Annotated in this window: 19 protein-coding genes; 2 read left to right on the top strand and 17 right to left on the bottom strand. The window is 43.9% G+C overall.

The genetic code is table 11. The features are described from left to right. Positions 1-14 precede the first annotated feature (14 nt). Positions 15-803, bottom strand: a complete 789-nt coding sequence (locus QMA39_RS01235; protein ID WP_206932094.1) for an IclR family transcriptional regulator — start codon at positions 801-803, stop codon at positions 15-17. Positions 804-1,066: 263 nt separating this feature from the next. Further along, on the bottom strand, positions 1,067-2,491 hold the full coding sequence (locus QMA39_RS01230; protein ID WP_281657769.1) for an aldehyde dehydrogenase family protein: 1,425 nt from the start codon (positions 2,489-2,491) through the stop codon (positions 1,067-1,069). Positions 2,492-2,785: 294 nt separating this feature from the next. On the opposite strand from QMA39_RS01230, the gene QMA39_RS01225 reads away from it, so the two are divergent. Next, positions 2,786-3,067, top strand: a complete 282-nt coding sequence (locus tag QMA39_RS01225) for a hypothetical protein (RefSeq protein ID WP_281657768.1) — start codon at positions 2,786-2,788, stop codon at positions 3,065-3,067. Here QMA39_RS01225 and QMA39_RS01220 read toward each other — a convergent pair. The 15 genes from QMA39_RS01220 to QMA39_RS01150 all read right to left on the bottom strand — a co-directional run bounded on the left by QMA39_RS01220 (position 3,064) and on the right by QMA39_RS01150 (position 13,144). Further along, positions 3,064-3,549 carry a GNAT family N-acetyltransferase gene (locus QMA39_RS01220; RefSeq protein ID WP_281657767.1) on the bottom strand — a complete coding sequence of 162 codons (486 nt, stop codon included), beginning with the start codon at positions 3,547-3,549 and terminating at the stop codon, positions 3,064-3,066. The genes QMA39_RS01225 and QMA39_RS01220 overlap by 4 nt on opposite strands. Beyond that, complete coding sequence (locus QMA39_RS01215) at positions 3,542-4,039, bottom strand: GNAT family N-acetyltransferase (protein ID WP_281657766.1); 498 nt, start codon at positions 4,037-4,039, stop codon at positions 3,542-3,544. Before QMA39_RS01215 ends, QMA39_RS01220 begins: the two co-directional genes overlap by 8 nt. A 55-nt stretch (positions 4,040-4,094) precedes the next feature. Beyond that, the gene (locus tag QMA39_RS01210; RefSeq protein WP_281657765.1) at positions 4,095-4,241 is read right to left on the bottom strand and encodes a hypothetical protein; all 147 of its coding nucleotides are present in this window, start codon (positions 4,239-4,241) and stop codon (positions 4,095-4,097) included. Between the two features lie 22 nt (positions 4,242-4,263). Continuing rightward, positions 4,264-4,536: a hypothetical protein gene (locus tag QMA39_RS01205; protein WP_281657764.1), complete on the bottom strand. Its 273-nt coding sequence runs from the start codon at positions 4,534-4,536 to the stop codon at positions 4,264-4,266. Between the two features lie 13 nt (positions 4,537-4,549). Next, on the bottom strand, positions 4,550-4,846 hold the full coding sequence (locus QMA39_RS01200; protein WP_281657763.1) for a hypothetical protein: 297 nt from the start codon (positions 4,844-4,846) through the stop codon (positions 4,550-4,552). 175 nt (positions 4,847-5,021) lie between these two features. After that, positions 5,022-5,378 (bottom strand): hypothetical protein, encoded by a 357-nt coding sequence (locus tag QMA39_RS01195; protein ID WP_027953790.1) that lies wholly within the window; start codon positions 5,376-5,378, stop codon positions 5,022-5,024. Positions 5,379-5,436: 58 nt separating this feature from the next. Next, on the bottom strand, positions 5,437-6,480 hold the full coding sequence (locus QMA39_RS01190) for a DUF1835 domain-containing protein (RefSeq protein ID WP_281657762.1): 1,044 nt from the start codon (positions 6,478-6,480) through the stop codon (positions 5,437-5,439). A gap of 163 nt (positions 6,481-6,643) precedes the next feature. Continuing rightward, a complete protein-coding gene (locus QMA39_RS01185) occupies positions 6,644-7,120 on the bottom strand; it encodes a hypothetical protein (RefSeq protein WP_281657761.1) in 477 nt (158 codons plus the stop codon). Positions 7,121-7,142: 22 nt separating this feature from the next. Further along, positions 7,143-7,460, bottom strand: a complete 318-nt coding sequence (locus QMA39_RS01180; RefSeq protein WP_281657760.1) for a hypothetical protein — start codon at positions 7,458-7,460, stop codon at positions 7,143-7,145. A 29-nt stretch (positions 7,461-7,489) separates the two neighbouring features. Next, positions 7,490-7,774, bottom strand: a complete 285-nt coding sequence (locus QMA39_RS01175; protein ID WP_035531197.1) for a DUF3986 family protein — start codon at positions 7,772-7,774, stop codon at positions 7,490-7,492. A 112-nt stretch (positions 7,775-7,886) separates the two neighbouring features. After that, positions 7,887-8,123 carry a hypothetical protein gene (locus QMA39_RS01170; RefSeq protein ID WP_027953786.1) on the bottom strand — a complete coding sequence of 79 codons (237 nt, stop codon included), beginning with the start codon at positions 8,121-8,123 and terminating at the stop codon, positions 7,887-7,889. Positions 8,124-8,168: 45 nt separating this feature from the next. After that, the gene (locus QMA39_RS01165) at positions 8,169-8,444 is read right to left on the bottom strand and encodes a hypothetical protein (RefSeq protein ID WP_281657759.1); all 276 of its coding nucleotides are present in this window, start codon (positions 8,442-8,444) and stop codon (positions 8,169-8,171) included. A 212-nt stretch (positions 8,445-8,656) separates the two neighbouring features. Next, complete coding sequence (locus QMA39_RS01160) at positions 8,657-11,050, bottom strand: FtsX-like permease family protein (RefSeq protein ID WP_281657758.1); 2,394 nt, start codon at positions 11,048-11,050, stop codon at positions 8,657-8,659. Beyond that, positions 11,043-12,005 carry an ATP-binding cassette domain-containing protein gene (locus tag QMA39_RS01155; RefSeq protein ID WP_169516180.1) on the bottom strand — a complete coding sequence of 321 codons (963 nt, stop codon included), beginning with the start codon at positions 12,003-12,005 and terminating at the stop codon, positions 11,043-11,045. The genes QMA39_RS01160 and QMA39_RS01155 overlap by 8 nt, the downstream gene beginning before the upstream one ends. Before the next feature lie 254 nt (positions 12,006-12,259). Beyond that, a complete protein-coding gene (locus QMA39_RS01150; protein ID WP_281658363.1) occupies positions 12,260-13,144 on the bottom strand; it encodes an AraC family transcriptional regulator in 885 nt (294 codons plus the stop codon). Between the two features lie 112 nt (positions 13,145-13,256). On the opposite strand from QMA39_RS01150, the gene QMA39_RS01145 reads away from it, so the two are divergent. Continuing rightward, on the top strand, positions 13,257-14,174 hold the full coding sequence (locus QMA39_RS01145) for an EamA family transporter (RefSeq protein WP_281657757.1): 918 nt from the start codon (positions 13,257-13,259) through the stop codon (positions 14,172-14,174). Positions 14,175-14,219: the final 45 nt, after the last annotated feature.

The following is a 14,219-nucleotide window of genomic DNA, read 5'->3' as shown; positions in this document are numbered from 1 at the left end:
TGTGATCCCCTCCTTTAATGAAGACTTTCAAGAAGATAGTTCCTTCTGGTCGGAAAACAAACTTTGCTTAAAACAGAATCAAGCTCTCCTCTGTGACGAATGAGATCAGGTAAAATGTGTTCCGCTACTTCTTCTGTGAGACGATAGCTGGGCCCGGCTATCGATAATGAGCCGAGGACCATATTTCCGTAATCAAACAAGGGAATGGAAACCGCGGCTACATCACTGATCGTTTCACCGGAGGAATACGCCCAACGTTTTCTTTCGATGTCCTCAAGTTTTTCCAGCATATCGGTTTCTGACGGGATGAGGCCGGGGTGTTGGACAGCCCCTTCGTGAACAATTCTTCGTTGGATATCTTTCGGCAGGTGACAAAGGATGACTTTGTGGGAAGCCCCGATATAGAGCGGGGAACGACGGCCGACTGAGCCGGCGAAACGGACAAGGCGGCTGCTTTCTACAATCTTGGAGAAGACCCCTTCCTCGTTATCCAGAAGCGTCATGACGACACTTTCCCCGGTTTCGGAAGCAATCTTATGCATGATGGGATGAATGATCTCAGAGATTTGAAAATGTTGTTCGACGATGTTGCTGAGCTCAAGGAATTTAATGCCAAGCTCATATTTCTGTGTATCCACGCTGCGGTATACATATCCCCGTTCTTCGAGGGTGGTCAGCATCCGGTGGACAATGGTATGACTCATATCAAGCGCCCGGGACAATTCCCGGAGTCCCCACTTCGGATGTTCCAGCGTGAACATATCAAGGACCTGAAGCGCCTTATCGACGGTTTTTGAACTCACTCGGCTTCACCGCTTTCTAAGTGGTTCTATAATCGAACCAATATTCTGAATTTTATGATTACTAATGATACTAGCATAAAATGACCATTTTGCAACTACTTTTTCCGACTTTTTTCGGGAACCGAAATAAAAAGAAGCCTTGAGCTCAGATGGCTCAAGACTTCTTTTATAAAGATTCTGATAAAATTCAGTTGGACCTTACTAAAAAAAGAAAAGCTGTCCTCCCCTTCCAGGAGAACAGCTCTTCTTAAATCAGCGACCAATTAAGATGGGAACCCAAGAATCGCTTTTTTCTCAAGATATTCTTCAATTCCATAATCGCCCCACTCACGACCAATACCTGACTGCTTATAACCACCAAATGGTGCATTAAAATCATGAGAGGCATCATTTATCTTGATACGTCCTGCACGGATGGATGTGGCAACTTTTCTAAGTGTTTCCGGATCTTTACCATAAACATACCCTGCTAATCCATACACCACATCATTACCTATTTCAATGGCTTGATCGATGGTGTCATACGTAATAATACTCATCACAGGTCCAAAAATCTCTTCCTGGGCTATGACCATATCGTTCGTTACATCCGTGAAAATCGTTGGTTTAGCGTAATACCCCTTTTCCAGTCCTTCTGGAAGTCCTGTACCACCGGCAATCAGATTTGCACCTTCGTCCATCCCTTTTTCAATATAGGATTGAACGGTGTCCCACTGTTTCTTGGATACAAGGGGTCCGACATAATTTCCTTCACGAGGATGCCCTACCGGAAATTCAGGAAGAACGTCCAGGACGGCCTGTTCAAATTCTTCCTTCTTGGAAGCTGGAACAATCATCCGGGTCGCAGCAGAACAAACCTGCCCTGTATTCGTGGCGATATTGCTTACTGCATTCCGGGCCGCATCTTTCATATCCGCATCTTCCAGAACAATCAATGGAGATTTACCTCCGAGTTCAAGAGCGACGTTTTTAATCGTTTCAGAAGCATTCTGCATGATTTTCGTTCCTACGCCCGCGGAACCCGTGAAGGATACAAAATCAATATCAGGATGGGAGCTGATGCCATCACCTATCGTTTCGCCTGTACCGTTAACAAGGTTGAACGCTCCCTTAGGTACGCCCACTTCATCAAAGATCTCTGCTAACATAATGGCAGCGAACGGCGTCATTTCCGAAGGTTTTAATACAACAGGGCTTCCTGCTGCAAATGCGCTGGCAATTTTCGTTGAAGCTTGGTTTGTCGGGAAGTTCCATGGGGTGATTAAGCCGCTGACCCCGACAGATTCCTTGACTACCGTATGGTTGCCGCGGTGCTCCATAAATTCAATAGTTTTAAGAGATTCGGCCGCTTGGGCAAAATGATTATAGCCCATGCTGTAGTGAATCTTCTCCGAAATTTCAAGAGGTGCACCTAACTCATCCGTCATCACGTCGATGAATTCATCTTTGCGTCGGGCATAGGCTTCGGCTATATTCTCAAGCATTTCAATACGCTCTTCTTTAGAAGTTTGAGAGAAACTCGGGAAAGCATCGCGGGCGGCTTGAACAGCTTTATCCAGGTCTTCCCTCGTACCTAAACTAATTTGACCCATCGGTTCTTCCGTGGCAGGGTTTATGACGTCCTCGGTGTCGTTCCCCGTGGATTCCACCCATTCACCGTTAATGTAATGCTTCAAAATCGTACGCATATTCAAATTCTCCTTTATAAAAAGTTGTGTAGTTTGCTTTGTTTAATTATGTATTTCCGCTTAAGCTCTACACAAAACATCTCGAAGCTAAGAGGGGTTTTTGAACATGCCTCCGACTGCGCTTCCATTACTGATTTAGCAGGAATAGGAATTTGGTATAAGAATTACGAAAATAAAACAGCGGCCTCCTTTACAGACAGGGAAACCGTTAATGAACAGGTGAATGGAACTGCCCCCTTCTTGTCTCGTCAAACGCCCACTGCTAACATGAATAGAGAAAAGGAGGTTATATCCATGACTGGCAATCACAAGGGATTCAGACACTTGGCCATCCTATGTATCATACTATCTCTGATCGTCCAGAATCTCAGTCTGATGGATGCTGTTTCCTTCCACGAGAATGTATTATTCCTGTTCAACTGGATGCTGCCGGCAGCCGCTCTCATATTATCCATCGTCTCGTTCTCAAGGACGCAGAATAAAAAAGATCTGCTCGTCACAGGTTTTGCTGTATTGGCTTTTTTCTACAGTATCATCTTTATCGTCGTCGCTTGGATGATGATGGATACTCCTTAACCGCCGTTCCATACATAAACGAATTCGTCGTCTTCCTCTTCCATCCTCCGAAATACTGATTTCTCCAGCAGGTTGATCGATGGAAGGTTTTCTTTTTCCACACCTGCCTTGATCACGTAATCCCCTTTGGATCGGATCCAGTGAATCAGGGCATGGACGACCTCGTATGCATAGCCCTGCCGCTTATAGGAAGGATCAATCGTATAGCCTATCCAGAAATCATCCTCCTTCTGCAGCAAAAATACATCACCGAGGAGCACTTGGTCTTTTTTTCTTATAACAGCCAGCTGAGAACCCTCTTCCACCCTCTGCGGATTCAGCAGGGTCGTTTCATAGACCTGACGGGTGAATCCTTTGAACCCCTGGTATTTCATCCAGTCCAGATCATTCCGGTAGCTCATGAACGCCTCAATGTCCACGGAAGTAAAAGGTCTTACATAACAGCGCGGAGTTTCTAAAACAGCGTTACTTTCCTCACTCATCCCCAGTTTCCTCCCCTCTCCCATGCAGCAGCTTATAGTAACTATACATCCGTTTGTTTTCATAAAAACGTTCTCTGTATTTAAGATAACCAAGAGAAGTCCAGAACTTTACGGCAGGAAGGTTGTCCGCATGAACAGCCATTTCAATCACGTCCGCCTGCCGCTTTTTCATAAGTTCCTCATAAACCCTGTACACCTTTTTCCCAAAACCCTGACCATGATAGGTGCTGTCCATCAACAGTAGACTCAGCCATGGATTTCCGGAGTTTGGCGACTGCATGCCGTATTCAATAATGCCTATAAAACTCTCACCATAACCAACTAAATGTCTTTCATTACCGAGTTCCTCCGCTTCCTTCCACTGCTCTCTTATGTCATCCACCGTTAAAAGTTCCTTATCATATGCGATTTTATTGTAGGCAGGGTTTGAGTTGTGAAGCCTACACTCTTTTTGGATATGAGCCTCCTGCACTTTTGTAAAGCTGAACATGTTCCCGACTCCTTTAATTCCATATGAAATTTCCAATAAGAGCAAAAAAGCATCATCAAGGCAATACTTCCGAACAAAACATACCCAATCCATTTAATCGGCCCGGCAGTCCGCCCTCACTCGGTTTTGGATACCCTTCGATCTTCTTTTGATGATCGATGGCATCATTAAAAGACGGATCATCATTGGAATGGTTGGACATAGACGCACCTCCGTATATATGATCAAAAACCGTCATGATCGCTGATATCATCAAAAAGATCCCCCGTGACATAGTCGTCATCATAGGAATCAAAAGTATTGTAGTATTTGGCGTCCGGATGTCCTAATACAGCGTTTTTCCTTCTTTCATAGGTGCGGATGAGATGAATGACCGAATAACCGATGCCACCAGCCAGGGCTGTGTATACTAGAAAATCTGCTCTATAAAAAAGATATGTACAAACGGCAGCTATAGCAGAGAGGAGCAGCACAACTTCGAAAACTTTGATAGTCATCACCTCCTTTTGGTTACACATACTTCCCTTCGATACGAAACTTTGTGACGATATCCTTTTCATGAAAGGAAAGAACAGCCATGACATCGACAACAGTGGTCGTCAAAATGACGAGGATGTTCGATAACACGACGAATGTCTTCCAACGCTGAGCTTTCAGACCTATCAACAAGCCGATGACAGGCAGCAGCATCGTCATGATAAAAATCAGACGGTACTCCTCGATGAAAGACCCGGCGGGAGCTTCAGGATTGATGATCATCAGGATGAAGGCAGTTACAATACAGAGTAAAGATACAGACGCACGCATTTTTCACACACACTCCTTTTCTATCTCTATACCCTTACATCCATTTATTACCAAAATTCTCTTCCCGGTTCCTCTTGGATTTTCACGATAGAGTACCTCAAGCCCTCTCGGAACCCCCTTAATATCCAATTTGTACTCAAGAACTAACTGAATCAACCGGTATTCTATAAAACGATCACCGATCATCCTTGTCACTTTCCGCCCTGCGAGATAAAGCATACCCGCAAAGGGTTAAGATGCTAACAATTAGATAAAATACGGGGAGATTAACACTGTAAGGCTTTAACTGATTCAGTAAAACGCCGCTGCCATCGATTTCAAGGATTTCCTTAGTGGATTTAATACTGGAAATGCTCGTAAGAATGGCTGAGATTCCGAAGTTCATTGTAAATACTAAATAGAGGGTAAATCTGATACCAAAAGGTTTTTTTCTAATGATATCTTTGATAGTCAGGAATGTTATTAAACCGACCAAAACTCCACCGATGACTATGTATATATAAAATTTAGTTATATACTCTGATTCTTCCATAAGGTCAATTCCTTCTCCTTAACAAAATTGCTGCCGACTCCAATAAGGATCTTTGTAATTATGAACATCCCCAATCTGTTTCCTCTTTGACTTTCACGGCAAAGTACCGCATGCCTCTCGGGATCCCCTTGATATCCAATCTGTTTTCAAGAACCAGCTGAATCAACCGGTACTCTATAAAAGCATCGCCGACCACCTGCCGCGAATGCCCGATCACTTCTCCTATGATCCTGGCTGCTGGGATAAAATCAACACAACCGGCATCTTCATGAAGACTTCTTACGGTTTGAATAATGATGGGATCAAAGTAGTCGACCGTTTTTGAAAAGACCCCTTCACTCCATATTCTCAGCTCGCTGTTTTCTGAGGATAACCGCAGCCAGTCTTTCTCCAAACGATCCCTCGCTTCAAAAGGAATGGGTTCACTTGAAGCATAATGAATCATTTCCCCGATCCGGTCTGGAGAGATTTCACCCGTATGGATGGGATATCCTTTGGAACGTTTCATATGACTTTCACTGACGTTGATTGTCCTTACACGACCGTTCCATGTTTTCAGCAGCTGCAGAACGAAACGCAGGCCAAGCTGTTCGTGGGCATTATTTCCAACCCAGATGGTCGTCTGGATATGATCAGGAATGTTCCGGATGCTTTCCATGGCCTGTTTGTTTTCCTGAACATACGTGAAAATCTCTTCATCATCCATGTGAATGCGATCATAGAGCCAGTTCAGGCGTTCCTGCAGCCCTCCTGGCTGATCCAGATTCCGGACCGGCCCGATAGAAAACATCAAAGGGAGGTTGATGACCATGTCTTTGTCTCTTTTATGATTTTCAAGCGTATTTTTGAGCGCCCCATATGCGGAGTGGCCAAACACGATATGGACCTCTTTCACATCTGTCTGATCGCCGGATAAAGGGTTCATTTGCTGTTTATACACCTGATCCACGCTTTTTTTCACGGCTTTTATCCGTTCTACATATTCATCTGGCGATAGATGTCCGTTCTCCACGTACTCCAGCATCAACCATGATTGTAAAACCATTGAACGAACTTCTTCTCCACTCAATGACTCCACTTTCTTTTTCATCAATGGATCCATTCTTCCACCCTTCCTTATCGATTTAATGTTAGTAAACCCAGGTTTTAAACACTGAAATGATTCACAAACTTGCTGAACGCGCATGGAGACCTGCACGGAATGAAAAACTTTTTCCCTCATCAGAATGATGCCGGAAAGGGACCGCCTCCTTGAACAGTTTAGATCAGGAGCTTCCCGCTTGATAAGAAGCCGCTTCTCTTTTTATTAGTGAAATCAAGTCAGCTTCATTCATGTCAGAATGCAACGGATCATACGCGAGCAGATCGATGCTTTCGCTGATATCGTACCAGACCATTAAGTCCTTAGGATATTCCAGGTCCCTTACGATGTGAAATATGCGGGAGGCAAGCTCAAACGTAGTGGATGGATGCTTACTCTTCGCTATATGATCGGCCAGCACCTTCATAAAAGCTCGAGCACATGCAGCAAAATCAGGACGGTTATTCACATGAAGTTCACGGCAGGCCCTTTTGAAATAGTCTTCCACTTCGAAGATGCTGGCATCTTTCCTAAAGGCAGCCAATATAAAAAGAGAAGGGGAGGAAACCCCCGCCTCGATCATGGAATAAGCCCAAAGAATGTAATCAGCTGACTCAACCTCTTCCTTATCTATTTTGTAAAACAGCACAGTTGTTTCCACCCCAGTTCCCCCTCTCACCTGTTCATTCATGCTCCTCACGTGGAAGAAGACCGTTCGTGATTTTATATATAGTCTTATTCATTAGAGAAACACATACTGATAGCGCTGCAATCACAATCAGAATAAATACGAGTGTGCTTAAAATCTTATACGGCACCTTTGATGCTATCCAATTCCCTCCGTAATAAATGAGTATAAATCCGATAAAAACGCTGACCACATATGTTGCACCCACACCGATCATTTGGAAGGCCGTCAGTTGCGCTAAGCGTTTTTTGTTTTTTAAGACCTTTGCGATGATGACTGCGATAAGAGAGGTAAACGTAAGGACCGCTTCCATTTCCCGCACCTCCAAGCTGAACAAATTGCTTAAGCATCCACGTCTATCAATTTATAGTGTCTTAACCACTTTTCGAACGAATGATAAGCTTGCTTTTCAAAGTTCTTTGTATCATCAATGGAAAAAATGAGGATTCCATAATGGGCAACAGAAACCCCAAGTCCTTTATTCATTACCTGAGAATATAAGGTGCCAGGTCCAGAATCATCAACATAAACATCCCAGAGAGGTTCCCAGATTCTTTTGTATGCGACAACCTCCAGGTCATACCCTTCATAATATCCAATGTGAAAATGCAAGTCCGGATTGTACATCAGCTTTTCTCCTTGAATGACTCCCTAACGTCCATAAGGATCCTCCTTTATCAATGCTTAGATCATTCACCCAAAACATCTTATCGTGCTGCTGAAATAGAAAAGTACTTTTCTAAATGACCCAGGCACCAAGCAGAATGAATCCACTTCCTATAGTCATGACAACACTCTTTGCCAGAGGATAAGGAAGTTTGTTCAGTAGTTTCACCACACTTTCCCACTCCAGGTATCCGCTTGATCCAAGTCGGGTATCATCCACATAATCCATCTGTCCTTTCATCTTGAATATGGACGCATACAGGATAAAGACACCCCAAAGGATGAGGACTGCACCTAAAATAAGATCCATGAAGAACTCCTTTCTTTGCTGGATGTTGGTCTATGATTATTCGCTTCAAACGCCTCCGCTCAGTGTCCCGATGATGTTAAAAGCAATCGGGAACAAGAAGAGACCGATGTTAAAAATCATTCCTGCCCGTGCCAGGTTGTCCCGGTTCATTTTATAGCCGATCAAACCAAGGGCTGCTCCTATGGGACAGAATACAAACGGTAAGATGATCGGCAGCCCCTGTATGTTCAAAGGAATGATATCGAATAAAAAGTTCAGAATGAAAATCGTTAAAAAGGTTGGGATCAAAATAGATACCACACTAATCAGCTTTTTAACCATAAAACCTCCTCCTATACATCAAATCTCAGAGAAGGTTCACCTTCCACCTTATATGTACGTATAAGGAAAAGGGAGGTTTCAAATGATTACTATTTTATGGAAAATAGCGGCCACTTTAATGGAAGCAGCCGCTCTTTTCGAGACATTTCATATATATATTCATACAACCCATAGGCCCTGACTTTTAACTATTCCTTTTATCCACGGAAGCATTACTCGACACGGAATTGCCGCTTTAGTTTTCCGATTGTTGTAAAAGATGGGATGAGACCCGCAAGCAGTCCTAATAGAGAAGACAGAATGATGACGCCGATAAATATTCTTGTATCTACGATCCAATCAAATACTCCTGTCGTTGCATAGGAATAGGCACCCACACAGGCAGCCAAAACAGCCAAACCAATAAGCACACCGGTTACAGTCACAATAAGGACTTCAATGAATGTCATCTTGACTATTTGATTTTTCTTTGCGCCAATGACCTTCAATCCATTAAACTCCTGTTTTCTTACAGACATAATCACCGCAAACGTATTAAACAAAGCGACAATAGATAAGATCAATGCGATCACCCCAAGAAGAAGGGAAGCCCCCAGCTGTAAATCATAGGATGGCGCGTCTGCATAATAAGCGTAATTGTTTCTTTCCGATCCCGGGAGTGGTGTGTCGGAATAAACGTAGGCTAAAGAATAATCGTAGAGGCTTTCCTCCACCGTTTCAAACGAAGTCACACTATTAAAGCTTTCATCATTAAGTCCCTCTGATTGAAAGATGCCTTTAACGGTCAGGTTCTTTTGTGTGCCATCTTCAAGAAATACAGATAGGGTATCCCCCGGCTGAGCTTCTTTGAATCTGTTGGATAGAAGAATCGAATCACCAGAGATGGTGGACGTTCCCTCAATGATGTTTAAGTCCGGCACGTTCCCCACAGTGACCAGCATATTCAGATCAAGCAGGTCGTCTTTTTGATGGAGGAGTGTTTCGGTATTTGTCAGCCCCAGAATATTTTCACCTCCATCGATCTCAGAGGGAGCAATATTTTCTTTAACGTAAGAATACTCCTTTGCAAAATCATATTGCTGCTGTGTGACAGCATCCATGTAAGTGATATTATTCAGCATCATGACGGTACCCAGTGTCATCATGATAGAAATCGAGACAGAAGCAACAGCAAATTTAGAAGCTTTCTCTTTAATATTTGCATAAGCGACCTGTCCTAAACTTTTACCCAGCCGTCTGAAAAACACGGAAAGAATCCAGTTAAAGGCTTTCATCAACAATGGTGTCAGACTCATGATCCCGCCGAGAAATAAGGAGCATGCGCAGAAGGCCATTCCTATACCGATACCACCGCTCATGGGTGTGAAGATCAGGATGGCGGCTCCACCCAGTATCAAAATCACACCGGTAATCGTGCCGGCAGCGGATGTTTTCCGAGTAAAGTCCCCTTCTTCCTTCAAGGCTGAAATAGGAGACACGGATAAAGGTCTTTTTGCTGTGAGAAGTGTAACGATTAGGGAGAGCACCATAATCCCGGATAGGACGACACCTTCCCATATCCATATAGGCGTCACCTGAAAGCCTTCCTGAACAATTCCCAGCCGTTGATAGGCTTTAACAATCCATTCTGCTAAAGGAATCCCAAGAAGAATGCCGATCAAGGATGCAGCAAAACCAATGATCAATGCCTGTCCAGCAAGCACCATTTGGACCTGGCTCTTTTTCAGCCCGATGACGCGCAATAGGGCCAGGGTTCGAAAGCGGTTCTGAATGGAGAATTGGACGGTCCCGCTTATAACAAACAAACTAATCACAAGGCAGACGGAACCCATCGTAATAAAAATGACCATCAACGATATATTTTCATCTGCGATGTTCGGAAGCTCTGCCTCTGATTTATCTGCCCCACTCAATACGGTATAGTTATCTTTTTTGAGTGAGGTTTCCACATCATCCGGGGAAGAGGTAGTAATTCCTGCACTAAAGCTTCCTACAGCCTTTTCCTCTGCTGCAGCGTCTTCAAAGAAAATGTAATTCTGCAGGTCATACATACCTGGAACCTCGCTTAGAGCAATCCCACTAATTTGAAATTCTCTAGATTCACTTTTCGTTGTAATCGGAAGGTCATCTCCGATCTGGAGGTTATGTTTCTCCGCAAAATTTTCATCTACTACGACTTGGTCAGGCGCTGGGCGGGATCCGTTCAAACGAAAATCACTCAGCTCCATTGACCGGAAGTTATGCCCGGCCAATTTTAGATCATTTCCACCTTCCACTTCGACATGAAACGTATAATCAGGAACAGCATCATAGGTCTCCTGTAAAAAGGATAGCTGCTCTTGACTTAGTGGGACTCTGCCATTGGATTTTTCTGATTCCTTTTTAACATCACCATCCTCTTCCTTGTGGGAGACTGTAATGTCTTGATCCGCCATGACGACAAGATCCATCCCTTCAAACCGTTTACCCGAATCCCAACCAGCCACGGATGAAAATACAAGGGTGAGACAGGCACTGATGATACAACTCGTGACAATAATTGCAAGGAAAGTCCCAAAGAACAATGGAAGGTTTTTACGAAGGTCATGTACTAATAACTTAAACATTCTCCGACAACCTCACCATCACCTTTGATACTTCAGACGCATCCGGACGCTCCAATGTTTTTACAATGTTCCCGTCTAATAAAAAGTGGACAATATCACATTTTGCGGCAACTTTGCTGTCGTGGGTAATAATGACAGCAGGTGAGCCGAATTCCTTGGATCCTGCAAGCAAAAGTTCCAGTACGTCATTTCCCGTGTTGACATCCAGGGCACCTGTAGGCTCATCAGCAAGGATCAGCTTCCCTTTTCCAAGCAAGGCACGGGCGATAGCCACCCGTTGCTGCTGTCCTCCGGATAATTTCGTCGGCATCATCTTCTCTTTGCCGGACAGCCCCAATCTTTCAATCAGCTCTTTCAACCGAGCACGATCGATCTTCTGACCCGAAGTTTTGTAAGGCAGCTTGATATTGTCCAGAACATTCAATACATCTACAAGGTTATATTGCTGAAATATATAATTGGTATGAGTTCTTCTGAATTCCGTCAACTTAGGTTCTTTGAGATTGGCAATGTCTTGATCAAACATGATCACGCTGCCCCCCGTAATGGTTTCCAATCCGGAAATACAATTCACAAACGTCGTCTTACCACAGCCGGAAGGCCCCATGATAGCTGTTGATAGTCCATCGTAAATGTCTATATTGATTCCCTTCAATACAGGAGCATCGGCACCTTTATACCTTTTCGTAAGGTCACGTACTTGAATAGCGACCTTTTCTTTTTTAAGCGGAACCCGAGTAGAGTCTTCATGCGCTTTATCAAAGAAGTATCCAATCTCCACGCCAAAATATGCAGCAAGATCAGGGAGGATTAAAACATCGGGCATCGACAACCCTTTTTCCCATTTGGATACTGCCTGTTTGCTCACTCCAAATTGAGCTGCCACATCTGCCTGTGTGCGTCCTTTCAATTTCCGTAAATTCGTCAATCGCTCACCCACAAAAATATTATCCATGATTTCCATGCTCCTTTTCCGGTCCAAGTTACCTTCTTAACATTCCAAAAATCCGGTGAAAAAGCAACAGGGTAGAGTCAACCAAAGGTTGACCCCGCCGTATTACTGCATTTCTCCAAAAGGAGCGGCTGTTTGCACTCATTCTTTAATAAGGGAAAACGATCAACTGATTTTCCAAAAACCCGGACTTGCCTCCTGACTCTGCTCATTCATGAAAAAGAAAATACCAGTGTGAGAAGATTATTTTGCACACCCTATTCTTCCTGCAGTACCGCTTTCTTATAAGCCAGAGGAGTCTTGAGCATCCGGTCCCGGAACTTACTAATAAAATAACTTGAACTGTTAAATCCCACTTGATACCCCACTTCCGTTACATTCGAATCAGGGTGTTGAAGGAGATGAATACTTTGCTGAATACGATAATCTGTGACATACGTTAATGGCGTTTTCTTTAATACCTTTTTGAAGTATCGGCAGCACTCCGACCGGCTCAACTGCCCGGCTTTCGCAATAGCATCCAGACTGATCTTTTCACTGTAATGCTGATGGATAAAGCTCAGCATCTTTTTCATCCTGCGCTGTGTGACAGACTCCCCCTCGGCGGCATCCGGTTTCAGTGCATGATCGATTAACGCTTTCCATATCTGATTGATCAACAGAGATGTTTCCAGTTCATAATGAAAGGCCTCGCTCTCAATAACGTGGTGAACGTCTCGGATGGCTTTCAAAAGATCCCTTCCCCATTCACTACCTTTCCCTATGAATATATAAGGCACATTGGCTTGTCTCACAAAAGGATAGACATACGCGGGATAAAGTTCCTGAGGGGCAAGGAAATGAGGAGAGACATTCAAGCAGATATAGACACACGTTGATGGTGCCTGTTCTTCGGCCATATGCAGGCGGCCGCTGTTTATAAACAGTCCCTCACCTTCTTTTATTTCTATTTTTTCTTCATTGACTTGAAAAACACCCTCCCCCTCCGTTATGAGGACAAACTGTACTTCCTCATGCCAGTGAAGAGGGATATAGCCATTCACGTTTTTGGAAATGGTCGTTTCATAACAAGCCACCGGTAATTCAATCGTCCGGTGATCCGTAAGTTCCTGTAATTTCCCGTCCAGATCAAAATCAAAGATCTGCATTGTTCCACCTCAATATCCTTATATTTTTTCAGTCGATTTGTGTATTTTACTGGTTTCATCTCAGCTATTATAACACTATCGTTTTATTATTGAGGTGATATACACTATGAATACCATTCAAAAAAGCAAAGGATTGTTTCTTGTAATAACAGGGGCCATCTTCTGGGGCGTCGGAGGTACCGTTTCACAAAAGCTGTTCCAGGATTTTGGCATCCAAGTCAATTGGCTGGTGACGGTCCGTTTACTCCTTGCCGGCATTCTATTACTGGCCATACAAGTCTTCCGAAAAGGTTTTTCTCCCATCTTCAGCATATGGAAGAATAAAACGACGGCTGTTCCACTGATCATTTTCGGCTTACTGGGTATGCTGGCTGTCCAGTATACCTATATGGCATCCATCAACCACGGGAATGCGGCTGTAGCTACATTACTCCAATACCTGGCACCTGTTATGATCATTGTTTATCTGCTTTTACGAAAACAGACGACCTTTGAGAGGCGTGATGGATTCACTGTGACGCTTGCATTACTCGGCACCGGTTTATTATTGACCAATGGTTCACTCTCTGAATTATCCGTGCCTGGTATATCGATCTTTTGGGGTCTCTTATCAGGGGCATCTCTAGCCTTTTATACGCTCTATGCCATTCCCCTGCTCAAAAAGTTCGATTCCCTTATTGTAGTAGGGTGGGCGATGGTCATTGGTGGATTTACCCTTGGATTCATACATCCCCCCTGGCAGGCAGCATTCTCCACTTTTACAATGGAAATCTATGTTTATCTTGTGATGGTCGTCCTATTTGGTACGATGTTCGCTTTCTGGTTTTACATTGAGAGTCTGCAGCACCTCTCTCCGAAGGAAACCAGCCTGATTGGTAACCTGGAGCCCCTCTCTGCTGTATTAACGATGGTCATCTGGTTAAAAGAGCCATTTGGATCCTTCCAATGGCTCGGCATGTTCTGTATCATTGCAATGACGCTGGTCCTTGCCTTCACCAATAAGTCAGACCCTTCCAGTTCCTGAACATAAACAACCCCGGCAGAGCTTTTCACAAACTCTGCCGGGGTT

This window comes from Halobacillus sp. Cin3, from assembly GCF_947311855.1.
In the GTDB taxonomy this organism is placed as follows: Bacteria; Bacillota; Bacilli; order Bacillales; family Halobacillaceae; genus Halobacillus; species Halobacillus kuroshimensis.
The sequence above is the reverse complement of the archived record's forward strand: the minus strand, read 5'-3'. Positions and strand labels throughout refer to the sequence as shown.

Coding starts and splice junctions, on each gene's coding strand:
- QMA39_RS01190 (WP_281657762.1), bottom strand. CDS start 6,480: ATGGATCCATTGATGAAAAAGAAAGTGGAGTCATTGAGTGGAGAAGAA.
- QMA39_RS01215 (WP_281657766.1), bottom strand. CDS start 4,039: ATGTTCAGCTTTACAAAAGTGCAGGAGGCTCATATCCAAAAAGAGTGT.
- QMA39_RS01170 (WP_027953786.1), bottom strand. CDS start 8,123: ATGGATCTTATTTTAGGTGCAGTCCTCATCCTTTGGGGTGTCTTTATC.
- QMA39_RS01200 (WP_281657763.1), bottom strand. CDS start 4,846: ATGCGTGCGTCTGTATCTTTACTCTGTATTGTAACTGCCTTCATCCTG.
- QMA39_RS01175 (WP_035531197.1), bottom strand. CDS start 7,774: ATGTACAATCCGGACTTGCATTTTCACATTGGATATTATGAAGGGTAT.
- QMA39_RS01210 (WP_281657765.1), bottom strand. CDS start 4,241: ATGTCCAACCATTCCAATGATGATCCGTCTTTTAATGATGCCATCGAT.
- QMA39_RS01160 (WP_281657758.1), bottom strand. CDS start 11,050: ATGTTTAAGTTATTAGTACATGACCTTCGTAAAAACCTTCCATTGTTC.
- QMA39_RS01155 (WP_169516180.1), bottom strand. CDS start 12,005: ATGGATAATATTTTTGTGGGTGAGCGATTGACGAATTTACGGAAATTG.
- QMA39_RS01230 (WP_281657769.1), bottom strand. CDS start 2,491: ATGCGTACGATTTTGAAGCATTACATTAACGGTGAATGGGTGGAATCC.
- QMA39_RS01180 (WP_281657760.1), bottom strand. CDS start 7,460: ATGGAAGCGGTCCTTACGTTTACCTCTCTTATCGCAGTCATCATCGCA.
- QMA39_RS01165 (WP_281657759.1), bottom strand. CDS start 8,444: ATGGTTAAAAAGCTGATTAGTGTGGTATCTATTTTGATCCCAACCTTT.
- QMA39_RS01195 (WP_027953790.1), bottom strand. CDS start 5,378: ATGGAAGAATCAGAGTATATAACTAAATTTTATATATACATAGTCATC.
- QMA39_RS01225 (WP_281657768.1), top strand. CDS start 2,786: ATGACTGGCAATCACAAGGGATTCAGACACTTGGCCATCCTATGTATC.
- QMA39_RS01145 (WP_281657757.1), top strand. CDS start 13,257: ATGAATACCATTCAAAAAAGCAAAGGATTGTTTCTTGTAATAACAGGG.
- QMA39_RS01220 (WP_281657767.1), bottom strand. CDS start 3,549: ATGAGTGAGGAAAGTAACGCTGTTTTAGAAACTCCGCGCTGTTATGTA.
- QMA39_RS01205 (WP_281657764.1), bottom strand. CDS start 4,536: ATGACTATCAAAGTTTTCGAAGTTGTGCTGCTCCTCTCTGCTATAGCT.